Raw genomic sequence first — 11,552 nt, forward strand, 5'->3', positions numbered from 1 at the left:
CCGGTCGGGGGTTCAGCGTTCCGCCAGCTTGCCGAGCGCCATGGCGTCAGCATTACTGAGGTCGAGGAAGCGATGATCCGCAGCTTGCGGGTCATTGCCCAGCCGGTCCACAGAAAGAACCGCAGGTGGTGGCAATTCTGGCGGCGGTATCGCCGCTTCGACCTTGCCAAGCAGCCGCCGCACCGACAGGGTGCCGCCAGCGATGAAAACCGACCTCGACCATCTTCCAGCCAACAAGCAGCGCGAGCTGGAGCGCGTGAAGGCGATCATCTTCGAAGAGTTCGAGGATGCATTGGCGCTCGGCACGATGAGCTGGAAGAAGAAGGGGCGGATCGACAAGATCATCCTTTATGGCAGCTATGCGCGCGGCGGCTGGGTCGACGAGCCGCATACCGCCAAAGGCTATCGCTCGGACTTCGACCTTCTCATCATCGTCAACGACAAGCGGCTAACCGAGAAGGTCGATTTCTGGGGCAAGCTCGAAGACCGGCTGATTCGCGAACTCGCGATCGACAAGACGCTCAAGACGCCCGTCAACTTCATCGTTCACACCCTGCAGGAGGTGAACGACGGGCTGGCCCACGGCCGCTATTTTTTCATGGACGTCGCGCGCGACGGCATCGCGCTCTACGAATACGACAACAAACCGCTTCACACTCCCAAACCGAAGACGCCCGAGCAGGCGCTGGCGATGGCGCGGGAGTATTTCGACGAATGGTTTCCTACCGCTTCTGATTTTCACGGCAGCGCGAACGATGCCATCGCCAACGGGAAAACGAAGCTGGCCGCATTTCTGATGCACCAAGCGGCGGAACGCCTTTACCACTGCGTACTCTTGGTTTGCACCTTCTACACGCCGCACGTCCACAATCTTGCCTTCCTGCGCACGCAGGCTGAGCGCATTGATATGCGCCTCGTCGACGCTTGGCCGCGCGAACTAAAATCGGATCGGTCTCGCTTCGAAAAGCTGAAGGAGGCCTATGTGAAGGCCCGCTATTCGAAGCATTACCGCATCACCGAAGAGGAGCTGACATGGCTCGGCGGCTGCGTCGAGGAACTCGGTCGTGCGGTTCACGCGGTTTGCTTGGAGCGGATTGCAGCTTTGGAAGAGGGTGTACCCACATGACGGAGGCGTCCGAAAGCAATGATCGCGCGCGGGCGATTGCGGACCGCAAGATCGCATTGCTGATCGATGCCGACAATGTCTCACACGCCAAGATCGCAGCGATGCTGGCCGAGCTTTCCAAATATGGGACGGCGAACATCCGCCGCGCGTACGGCAACTGGGCAAGCGATAGTCTGAAGGGCTGGAAAGACAAGCTCCACGATTTCGCGATCCGTCCGATCCAGCAGTTCAACTATTCCACGGGGAAAAATGCCACCGACATCGCGCTGGTGATCGATGCGATGGAGCTTCTCTACACCCAAAAGCTCGACGCCTTTTGCCTCGCTTCGAGCGATGCAGACTTCACGCCGCTCGTCATGCAGCTTCGCGCCAATGGTCATGAAGTCTACGGCTTCGGTGAACGGAAAACGCCCAGTCCGTTCGTCAATGCCTGCACGACATTCCTCTATCTCGATAATCTCGATGGCGTCGATACACCTGCGGCACCGTCCGGGCCACCCGAATCGAAGCCGCCAAAGGCCAAGGATTCGGCAAAGGCTGCTACGCCGCCCGCAAAGGCCACCAACAAGAAACTTGCGCAGGACACCAAGCTGGTGACGATCCTGCGCGGTGCCGTTGAGGCATCAGCGCGTGACGACGGATGGGCATCGATGTCGGCGGCAGGGAGCGCGGTCAAACGGCAGGCGCCGATCGATCCAAGAAACTACGGGGCCAAGAATTTTCCGGCGTTGTTTGAGGCCACCGGCCTATTCGAGATCGTCAAGGGCGAAGGCGGCCACAGCTTCGTTGCCGACAAGCGGAACAAGGACCGCGCAGCCAAGCCGGCATCCTGATCGTCTCAATCTGGTTGCTGCTCGGTGACACGTCCGGTTCGCGCCCGAAGTTAGACGTACCGGTCCTAGTCAAATGAACCCCGCAAGCAGACGTTCCCAGCCTATCTACTGAACTCTGGATCCCTCGTCAGAGTTTGACCCCAGAGGATCTACCTGAAGCGGAAAAGTCTCGGATGTGCGCCGTTCATGGTGGCTGAGACAGGCTTTGATGCAACTGCAGATTGTACTACATTGACTGGCAATCATGAAGTTCAATCCCGTCGAACAAGAGGCGATCGTTCTTAACGCCATTTGGTTGATGATCGACGAGATCGTCAATTTTGCCATCTTCATGCCGATCGGGGCCAAAACCGAAGATGTGGCTCTGATGCCCCGAACGAGCGAGACGAGGCAGATCGCTCATATTCTTCTCGGAGACTTTCTGTCGCCACTCGTTTCGCGAGGAAAGGATGACCTGCCGTTCGGCTTGCCGAAGCCGCCGCGGGAGTCCCGGCAGAGCGATTTCAGCTTCCTTTTCTATCTGCGTCGGATTGCGGCCGATCCTCAGCTCGGGAATGAAACTGCGGCATTGGCACCAATCGTCGAGGCTTTCTCAGCATGGCTCGAGCAGGACACCCACATCGAAAAGGTCTGGCTTCCATCAATCGAGGTGGAGGTCGACCTCGACATCGCTCGAATGACCTGGATCAAGATCTGCGCCGACATCGGCAAACACAGTTTTGCCCGTCTTGAAGGCAATGTGAGAAAGATCGTCGATATTCTGCAAGCGCATGGGAAATCGATCGACGAGGGGATGGGATATACCGTTCTTCCCGAATTCTGGGAGTGGTTTCACGACCATCTGTTCGCCTATCATCTCAGCACCATCGCGGAGTTCCTCAACAATATTCGCTGGGCGATTTACGAATATCTCCGGCCCGAATTTTCCCGCGCCTATCATGTCACCGGCATTGTTTCAGGCGCCGAGATGTACGCATTCCATTATCCTGACGGCATCGAAGCGCCGCTTGCCAAGACGATGTATTGGGGCCTGATGAATATGGTCCGGGCGAAGCCGTATTTTCCGCGGTTCACGGTCACTTCATCGCTTAAATCACGATTCTGACGCCAGTTGCGGCATCGAAGCGCATTCGCGTGAAGCGAACGCCGAGCCATGGAAGCAGCCTACAGGGTTAGTTCCTGCAATCTTCGCCACGCATTGGTCTGCCTCAGGCCCGGATCGGCCTCGGAAAGCACTTCCAGGGCCTTGCCAAGCTCATAGGGTCGCTGAGAGCGGTCATCTGCGATAAGCGCGTCGAGAAGCATGAGCGTCGCGCGCGGATATTTTATGGCGAAATCCTTTTCGTCCTCTCCGCCTTGTTTGGAGAGGCGATAGGTGATCATGTCGAGATGGGCGACCGGTCTCAAAAGATCGAGTTCGAGAAGCAATGAGACGGCATCCGAAAAATGTTCGCCGGCCGTCTCGACGAGGCGCGCGAATCCGCGCGACGTCCTTTCGGTTCTGAAACGTATTTGACGGGGCCATGCCTCTACTATGAAGGGCTTGATAAAGGCCTCCCATTGATCTCCGTTCTCGTTGGCTTCGAGGATATGCGACAAGGTCCATATCGCATTGCCTCGGTCATCGTCGCTGAGGGCCATCAGCACCGCCTGGACCTGCGGAAAGGAAATGATCGTCGAGCCGTCCCGCCTCGGTCTGGCCAGCCCGACCAAGCGTTGCACATGTGAGCGTTTTTCGGACTCATCGAGCGTCCAGTCGGCTTCACCTTGGAGCATTGCCAAAAAGTCATCGCGCATCAATTGGAGGGTCGCCGGCTTCAGCCGGTTCCGGTCATAAGCGATACCGTGCCATGCCGCCTCCGCCATCGGATGCGATATCTCGAATAAGGGCAGCATCACCCTGGTCATCCAACCGGAATAACAATAGTCGAGCCAGCCCATATGCCGCGCGACAATGCAGACAGCATGGCCGCCTCCATCGCCGGGCACCGTGAAAAGCCGCTCGAGGCGATCACCCACATCTTTAGGCATTGCCCGCCGCCTTGAGGCCTTCGATGGCAAGAGGGCCCAAAGAAACTCGGCGAGGATCCCGGTGGGGCTGTTAATCGCTTTGTTCACCGAGACTTCGGAGCGGGTTTGGACAACCCCGCCGACGCTCGTGTGCCCGATGCCGCTGCTCGTCTGATCGGCGTCGGCCACGAGATAAGGCGCAACGATGGCGTCAAAAATCCGCAAAGCTCTGGGTCGGTCAATCTCGGCAAGCGCGGGTAAATGCGATCTCACCCATCGCGGCAGATAATAGCGGAGATCGAGGGCATGGCTCGCGGACAGACGCGCCAATGTCTCGGCGGCGAACCATCGCAGGCGCTCTGAAGTTTCTTCCGGCCATGCCGACAGTAAATTCTGCCAGAAGCGCACTTCAAACTGACCGGTCTTCAGTGCGTAGCGCAGCGACGACAACGCCCGGAAGGGAAAGGCGGCTACCAAACCTTCAAATGGCCTGAAATCGCGAAGCTCTGCCCAGTTATCCTCCGTCCGCGTCAGCGCGGCCGGGATGATTTCATTGATGTCCAGCTGATCCAGGCCCCGCAGTTCGGTGACCCGCTCCACGGTACCCCCACGCGGTCCGAGGCTGTCGTCGGCGACTTTGGCCCACTCGTCGTTCCAGCGGCGATCCACCGCTTTGAGCTTCTCGAGCCTTGCTGCCGTGGGTTGGGAAAGATGGCAACCTTCCAACTGAAGCCATCGAAGACGCGAGGCGGATTCCGTCGCCCGCCGGCGCTTGAAGTCGGCGGGCTCCTCGTCGTCCCAGATGGCGGGGCCTGCGACCAAACGCTTCTCGATCCTGCGCTTCTGCGGCTCGGCAAGATCGGGCCAGCGGGCGCGCAAGGTAAATAAGAGTTCGCGCTGGTTCTCACGCATCCAGAATATTTCTTCGGTGAGCCCGAGCAGGAGGTGCTCTGCCTCCTTGGCAGAGGTCAATTCGGGGAACATCCCCGCATAGATATGCAGTTTCCCGAAAAAGTATCGGTCGTCCTGCGGCCATCGCGACATCTCCGTCTTGGCGGCGACCGGATCATGTTTGAGAAGACGGTCGAACAGTTCCTTGAACCAGAGAAAATGCAAGGTCTTGCGGCCGGGAAAGCTCTCACCCTTATCGCCGGTGGGGTGAAGCGTTGGCGAGCGCCACCATGTCTTCTGGGCCTCTTCGAGCAAGTGGCTGCAATGGATCAATGACCGGCGCAAAATCGTGACGATTTCGATTAGACCGTCATCAGGAATGTCGAGGCTGTCCCCATGGCGATCGAGCACGCGCACCTCCGCCTGATAGACGGAGGAGGGCCGAAGCTTGTCCCAAGCCTTTTTCGGAGGCTGCGGAGCCCCGTAGGAATAGCGTTCCAATTCTATCCTCGGTTCGGTCAGTCGTTCGAACGCCCGCAGCGTTGCGGTCGTCCACCCTTCGGCCGTGAGGCGCTTCCTGAAACCGTACCATTCGAAGTCCATGCTGTCCTCGGACCGCATATGGAACTCGAGGTAGAGGCGCCAGAATCGCAGCGCCTCCAGCGCAAATCCGTTCGGAGAGTCTTCCACCCGCCGTTCGACATGCCAGAGCTGATGAACGTTGAGCGTCCGCCATCCCGCCGCCCACCATATTGCCGCGGGTTGATCGCACACGCGGGCAAACCATCTGGCTATGTGGAACAGCCTTTCAGGTAGCGGCTGCGACCACTCGGCTGCAGCGCCGAGAAGGGTGGTTCGTTCGGGAAAACTGGTATCGCCCTCACGCCAGGACAGCAGATTCACTCCGGCAATCGAGCTTCCAACAGGCTTGGGTTCGGGGCGCGGCGGGTCGTCATCGAGACCGAAAACCGCGAGTGGATCGATTTCGCCCGAGTCCTCGCCGATCTTTGCGCGCGGTTTTGCGTATCGGACATTATTGTCGAAAACGCAGAGCCATTCGGCGGGGGGTGGTGGATCTACGTCCGCGAACAGCTTCGCGCCCCTCTTCGTGGACACCAGTTGGGCTACCTGACCTCGCTCGTGGGGGGCAAGCTCGGAAGGGAAACGTTGCGCCAGGGAGAGCAGTTTGGCGTCCCATGCCACCGTGTCCGCAACAGCATCAGACCAAGCCTCGATTGTCTTCCAGAGTGCGGAATGATGATCGGCATCATCATAGCAGATGGGCGTGACGCCGCGGTCGCCCCACTCTTCCTCGGCATTACCTGCGTCGCCTGGGACAAAGGCATAGATCGGGGAGTCGAACGCTTCGCTTCCCTTGGTGTTCAGGCCTTCAAGCAAGTATCGCATCGGCGGGTCGGAGGCTGTGTACCCGAGAAAGACCAAGGTGAATTTCTCCCGCAGCGCCTTGACGAAGCGGCCTGCCCAGCCTTCAGACAGATATGCGCGTCCGAAATCGGAACTGCTGATCACATAGTTTGCCGTCGTGCCGGCTGCCGGCTTTGTGAGCCTCCCGTGCAGGTAGACAATGCCGTCGAGCTGCGGCTGCAGGTCCAGGTCGGGCAGCGACGGCGGCATGATCCGCGGGATCCTTCGATCCACCTTCTCGAAAAGCAGGTCGAAGTTCGTGGTAACGATTTGCGGGCGGCCATGCGGCCCGCGTGACAAATTCATGATCCAGCGGTGGCAGTCGATTTTCGCTCGACGCGGAGTCTTGAGGGTCTTGTATATCTCCTGGTCGATCTGTGGCCGTCCGAACTCGCGAGCCAGAAGGTTGAAGACCCTGTCGAACCCCTCATTGTTTTTGAACGCTTCCATTGCCTTTTCGGCGTTCAGCCGTTCGATGATCTGCTTCGTCAACCCCCAGAAGCTCTGGAGGCCCGCAGGCATTGAGATGCCGGCACCGCAAAAGAAAATCACATTTCCGAACCGTTGTTGCTCGATCAGATGAGAGGGAATGACAGGGCCGTCGTCGAAGAAACGCATTCTCAGCCTCGGCTGGTATCGAGAAACGGATTGCGGTCGATCACGGCAGTGCGAACCTTTTTCCGCAAGACCTCTACGAGGTCGTCGTCACGGCTAAGCCACGCAACGATTTCCTGGAGAGTACCAAGCACGAAGGTCTTGTTGCCCAGCGCATCCCGCACGGCTTTCAGCGCCGCATCGGTGAAACCCGGATTCACGATCATAAGCCCACGCGCGCCTTCGCGTCCGTAAACTCGGACCATATGGGTGGAAACGTCGTGAATGCCCGCGTTGGGAGTCAGCCATTTGAATTCGACAATATAAATCTGGCCGTCGATCTCGATCACGCCGTCGATCTGTTCAACGATCCCTTCGCCCGGGTCTCCCCGCAGCTCGAAGGCCTCGCGTACCAAGACGCCGTAAACCTGAAACAGGTCATTGAGTATCTTCTCCAGCGCCTTGCCCCGCTTGTGCGGGTTGGTTTCTCCGAAGAGGGCGAACAGACGATCCTTCACATCGGCGATCGCCGCCGCTCGCTGCTGTGTCTGGGCAAGCTGCTCAGCGTAAGCCTCACGGCGGTGCGCAGCTTCCTGCTCGCGTTCCTTTGCCATGCGGGTGAAGCTGTCATGGACGTTGACGGTCTGGCGTATGGAGGCGACTTGCCCGCGGGCCTTTTGCTGGTCGCTGTCCCAGCATGTCGAAAAATCTTCAAACTCGACGACACGTTTGATGACCTCGCGACGCGCGGCAAGTGTCGCATCACCTAGCTCGTTCAGCCTTATCAATATGGTGCGTGCGATCAGGTATTTGTTCAGTGCTTCCTTGTTCTCGCGAAGCTCGGCTTGGAGGTCTGCAAAAAGATCGGGTGAAACCCCGGCGCCGCGGAAGAAGGTGAAGACTGCCGGTTTCGAGCGCACGAGAAGCGGGATCGTATCGATCAATTGCTCAAGCAGATCGGCGGGAAAATGATAGGCGTCATCAATCTGCGACGCCGGTGATGATTCCTTGGTCATTCCCGCTCCCGAATCCCTATCGTTTCCATGACTTGCGCAATTGTCAGAAGCCCATCCCGCCATTTCTGCCGTCGAGCTATTCGTCCCTCCAACAGACTGACCCATATGCGGGCGATGGAGACGGATTCAATAAGCGATATTTTTCCAGCCAAGTTGCGCTAAGTGCGGGCGCCGCGCGCAAGAATATCCTTGTTTGAGCGGAGACGAATTTTTACGATGTGAATGAGCGATCTGCTACGAACTTCGCCCGCTTCTGTCGCCAATATTTCGAGCCAGGCCGACATCCATGTTTGAGATTCAAGGAGGAGGTTCTGCAGTACGGCCTTGTCAAAGGTAACCGCACCGAAGCCAAGCCCGGATTGCGCGGTGAATGCCCAACCTGCAGCGCAGCGATTATCGCAAAATGTGGGCCGCGTATTCGGCATCACTGGGCACACTTCGGTCGTCGTCAGTGCGATCCGTGGTGGGAGAATGAAACGCTATGGCACCGTGAATGGAAAGCCCTGTTTCCCGAGGAATGTCGCGAAATCCATCATGTTGACGGCGGTGGCGAGATTCATCGGGCCGACATAAAAACGCCCGGCGGCATCTACATCGAGGTCCAGCACTCGGCGATGACGGATGCCGAACGGCTATCGCGCGAGGCATTCTACAAGAATCTGGTCTGGATAGTCGACGGGCGATCTTTCGTCGCCAATTTCGACATTTACCACATGCTCCCCGACCCGGGTTCGGTGCTGGCGTCAGATCTCGTTTGGCAGAAGGCGAAGCGCCAATGGCGCGGAGCGGCGGATGGAATATTCCTCAGCGTCTCGCAGAACCAGGCCCATTATCCCGGAGCTACAAAGACAACGCTACGAGGAGGTGAGCTCGGGTTTCTTTTTAGGATAAAAGATGAAGTGTTGGCCGAGTACCGGGGACATCACCAATATGATTGGGTGCGTCCCCGCACGACATGGCTGGAGGCTTGCTGCCCAGTCTACATCGACTTCGGCCTGAACTATCTTGTGCGCCTCGAAACCTATGATGAAACAGGTTTGCCCTGTGTCCGGCTCGTACCGAAGGTCCGTTTCATAGCGGAGGCGATGTCTCTGACTCGCGCCACAGATATCGCTCCATAGCGGGGCCTTACGCCATTCCGACGGATGCCCATGCAGGCAAGGCTTAGCGGGATGCCGCGCGACCCTTGTCGGTCAGGCGGAGAACGGCGGCGGCTTTACCAGACGGATTGCGGCGCCGGGCGCCGGTCGGTTCGACGAGGCCCATCGCGCGCAGTTCCGAGAAGCGCGGCTGGAGGCTTTCGCGCGAGAGTCCGACGTACGACACAGCTTCGAGAACGGTCGCATCCCCGAGCGTTGCCAACGCTTGGAGGGCCACGCGGCGGAGGCGCGGCACGAGCGGCTTGATCGCCTCTGCGGCATCCTGACTTGTGCCATCCTGTCCTTTTGCGCCGGGAATGCTGGGATAACGGGCCGTCAAATGATTGTTGTGGGAGTGCTGCATGCGGATATTCCTCGCTCTTGGTCGAACGAGACGGAAAATGCGTGCCAGCAACTTCGCCAAATAGCCGTTGAGAAAAAAATCGGTATCGAAACGCTGTTACGATTTGCGCCCTGGTTTTGAACGTCCGGCTTCCGCGGCGATCGCATCCCACACGCGGAGGAAACCCCGCACCGAAATCCTGCTTTCGAAACGCTTTAGCGCCTCGCGTTGGAAAACTGCCTTTGACACTTTCTTCTCGGAATCGACCGCGAATGCGGCTAGCAGCCACTCCCTGCACTCAACCTCTGCCTCGGCCTTCGACGGGGCCGCCGTTATCTTCGCTTGCTCGCTCTTCGGGTTGGCCGGCCACTTGCCGAGGATATCGCTGCGCAGGAAACGGAAATCATCTGCACCGTCGGGCCAGGTCATCGATATCCAACCTTCCTGAATGTTGAAGACCAGTTCGGGTATTTCTTCTTTCAGGCCCCCGGCGAGGTGGACCAGTTCCTCCCAGGCCACCGAGATGCACGTGCAATGCTGAAAGGCACTGTGGCCGAACTCCTCATAGGCACCGCACCGGCATTGGCTGTATGCGATGAAGGTGTGGAGCCAACCTAACGCCTGGGTGTTGCGGTGGTGGATGCCATCTTCGACGACCGTCCGTTCCGGGTCGTCCGGGCGGCTGAAATGCCCTATTCTCGCGAGCGCGATATTCTCCCGGGTAGCAATCCATGCCATCGTTCTTGGAAAGTACCAGACTGGCTCCTGCTTCGCCTCGGGGAGGTTGATTTGATGCCAGGCCCAATGGAGCGTCAGCGCATTGTCCAGGACATCGCTCCAACGCAGCCGTAAACTGTCATATGGGCCCAGCCAGTCGTAAAGATCGCCAACCAGCTCCTCCCAACCGATGATTTCCTTCGCGTTACTGATCGTCAAAAGCGCATGGAGCGCCCGAAACCAGTGGTTTGAACCTCGTGGAAAGGCCTCGAGAAGCTCATGGCTGGGAGGCAGGCGCCCCAGGACATAATTGAGCCCGGACGTCTCGCGACCGATCTGATCCGAAATGATCTGGCAAATACGCGCGATTGGAGGGCCCCATTCATAGGGTTCGGTCTGAAGCCGCAATATTTCGAATGCGTCCCAGCCGGATATCCATTCGGGCTCGGGAAACCATTCTCGTGAATATTCGGGCTCGTCGTCGATATACGGAACCGGTTCTGCCTCGACGCCGTGCTTCGCCCAATGATCTGACAATTCAGAAATCTGCCGGGTCGCTCTACCGAGCGGATCTGCGTTCATTGCCGTTGTGATCGGGTTCGGTTCGCTGCCGCTGTCGCTCAGATGTCCTCCCGATCGTTCCACAGGGAAGCGCCTAGGCGCGAGAGCCCGTTCAGGCAAAGCTATGCGTCCTTGGAAGAAGATTCCAGTCTTTCGGCGTGTTGATAGACATCCCGCAGACTATCTAAGCTTGCTTCGCCGCAGGTACCTCAAGGCGGACGAAGAAAATTTTCTCGGGTGCCGACGGGGATGATGCCGGCGTCTAGGATGCCGTCAGTCATTTTGAGGAAAGTAGACCCATGTCACAGATCAGTTCGGCTGATGCCACAAAGTTTTGCGAGGATATCCTCCGCCAGGGAATTCGCTACAATGTCGAGCACCATATCTTGCCAAGCGAAAACCTGGTTGCCGAGAGATTGCTTGATCGCGGCGTCGAGCTTGTCGGGGCTTATGCCGAACTATGTGAAAAGCTCGCCAACCGGCCGGGAGCGGTCAAGCTCTTCCTTGGAACGCTGCTCAGCACTGCTGCCTTCTGGAAACCGTCAGATATCTCAAAGGCGCGCGAGGGAAGGAAACGGCTCGGGAAGGTCAACGAGGAAATCGCATACCACGCGGCCCGGCTTGGACATCTCATTGCGGAGCGCGACGAACTGCACAATCATTCGCGTTTCGCGAGCGACACCCATTTTCATGTGTGCGAGATTATCGCGGCGGCAGCCGAAGACAATTATCTCTTCAAAGTCCATGTGCAGGAAAGGCTGGATGCGCTGCACTCCTGAGGATCAGCGTGCAATAGGCACCCCCTTCGTGGGGTGATCGGCGTGCAAAAAGGACCCCTTCATCCCGGGGATTTAGTCGGCCGACTGGTTTTGATCAGTTGGCGAGAACGGGATGTTG

The 11,552-nt window shown here is 58.2% G+C and carries 9 protein-coding genes; 5 read left to right on the top strand and 4 right to left on the bottom strand.

The features are described 5' to 3' along the window. The first annotated feature begins 202 nt into the window (after window positions 1–202). From L0963_RS18710 to L0963_RS18720, 3 genes are all read left to right on the top strand, one after another. Complete coding sequence (locus tag L0963_RS18710; RefSeq protein ID WP_234181174.1) at window positions 203–1,126, top strand: nucleotidyltransferase and HEPN domain-containing protein; 924 nt, start codon at window positions 203–205, stop codon at window positions 1,124–1,126. Next, window positions 1,123–1,959, top strand: a complete 837-nt coding sequence (locus L0963_RS18715; protein WP_186401189.1) for an NYN domain-containing protein — start codon at window positions 1,123–1,125, stop codon at window positions 1,957–1,959. The genes L0963_RS18710 and L0963_RS18715 overlap by 4 nt, the downstream gene beginning before the upstream one ends. 244 nt (window positions 1,960–2,203) lie before the next feature. Further along, window positions 2,204–3,064 carry a hypothetical protein gene (locus L0963_RS18720; protein WP_234181157.1) on the top strand — a complete coding sequence of 287 codons (861 nt, stop codon included), beginning with the start codon at window positions 2,204–2,206 and terminating at the stop codon, window positions 3,062–3,064. 59 nt (window positions 3,065–3,123) lie between these two features. Here the strand turns inward: L0963_RS18720 and L0963_RS18725 are convergent, their stop codons facing one another. Both L0963_RS18725 and L0963_RS18730 read right to left on the bottom strand, forming a co-directional pair. Further along, on the bottom strand, window positions 3,124–6,903 hold the full coding sequence (locus L0963_RS18725) for an SIR2 family protein (protein ID WP_234181159.1): 3,780 nt from the start codon (window positions 6,901–6,903) through the stop codon (window positions 3,124–3,126). Window positions 6,904–6,905: 2 nt separating this feature from the next. Beyond that, entirely contained in the window at window positions 6,906–7,895 is a 990-nt protein-coding gene (locus L0963_RS18730; RefSeq protein ID WP_234181162.1) for a restriction endonuclease, read from the bottom strand. 290 nt (window positions 7,896–8,185) lie between these two features. Between L0963_RS18730 and L0963_RS18735 the strand changes: the two genes are divergently transcribed. Next, window positions 8,186–9,016, top strand: coding sequence for a competence protein CoiA (locus L0963_RS18735; RefSeq protein ID WP_234181164.1), 831 nt, complete (start codon window positions 8,186–8,188; stop codon window positions 9,014–9,016). Between the two features lie 43 nt (window positions 9,017–9,059). On the opposite strand, the gene L0963_RS18740 is transcribed toward L0963_RS18735, so the two are convergent. Continuing rightward, a complete protein-coding gene (locus L0963_RS18740) occupies window positions 9,060–9,398 on the bottom strand; it encodes a hypothetical protein (RefSeq protein WP_234181166.1) in 339 nt (112 codons plus the stop codon). A gap of 96 nt (window positions 9,399–9,494) precedes the next feature. Then, window positions 9,495–10,739: a hypothetical protein gene (locus L0963_RS18745; protein WP_234181168.1), complete on the bottom strand. Its 1,245-nt coding sequence runs from the start codon at window positions 10,737–10,739 to the stop codon at window positions 9,495–9,497. A gap of 215 nt (window positions 10,740–10,954) precedes the next feature. Between L0963_RS18745 and L0963_RS18750 the strand changes: the two genes are divergently transcribed. Continuing rightward, on the top strand, window positions 10,955–11,434 hold the full coding sequence (locus L0963_RS18750) for a hypothetical protein (RefSeq protein ID WP_234181170.1): 480 nt from the start codon (window positions 10,955–10,957) through the stop codon (window positions 11,432–11,434). Window positions 11,435–11,552 lie beyond the last annotated feature (118 nt).

The organism is Sphingopyxis sp. NFH-91 (assembly GCF_021401285.1).
Taxonomy (GTDB): Bacteria; Pseudomonadota; Alphaproteobacteria; order Sphingomonadales; family Sphingomonadaceae; genus Sphingopyxis; species Sphingopyxis terrae_A.

What these genes read in the sequence shown, in the direction of transcription:
- L0963_RS18725 (WP_234181159.1), bottom strand. Translation starts at nt 6,903, where the DNA reads ATGCGTTTCTTCGACGACGGCCCTGTCATTCCCTCTCATCTGATCGAG.
- L0963_RS18720 (WP_234181157.1), top strand. Translation starts at nt 2,204, where the DNA reads ATGAAGTTCAATCCCGTCGAACAAGAGGCGATCGTTCTTAACGCCATT.
- L0963_RS18750 (WP_234181170.1), top strand. Translation starts at nt 10,955, where the DNA reads ATGTCACAGATCAGTTCGGCTGATGCCACAAAGTTTTGCGAGGATATC.
- L0963_RS18710 (WP_234181174.1), top strand. Translation starts at nt 203, where the DNA reads ATGAAAACCGACCTCGACCATCTTCCAGCCAACAAGCAGCGCGAGCTG.
- L0963_RS18715 (WP_186401189.1), top strand. Translation starts at nt 1,123, where the DNA reads ATGACGGAGGCGTCCGAAAGCAATGATCGCGCGCGGGCGATTGCGGAC.
- L0963_RS18730 (WP_234181162.1), bottom strand. Translation starts at nt 7,895, where the DNA reads ATGACCAAGGAATCATCACCGGCGTCGCAGATTGATGACGCCTATCAT.
- L0963_RS18740 (WP_234181166.1), bottom strand. Translation starts at nt 9,398, where the DNA reads ATGCAGCACTCCCACAACAATCATTTGACGGCCCGTTATCCCAGCATT.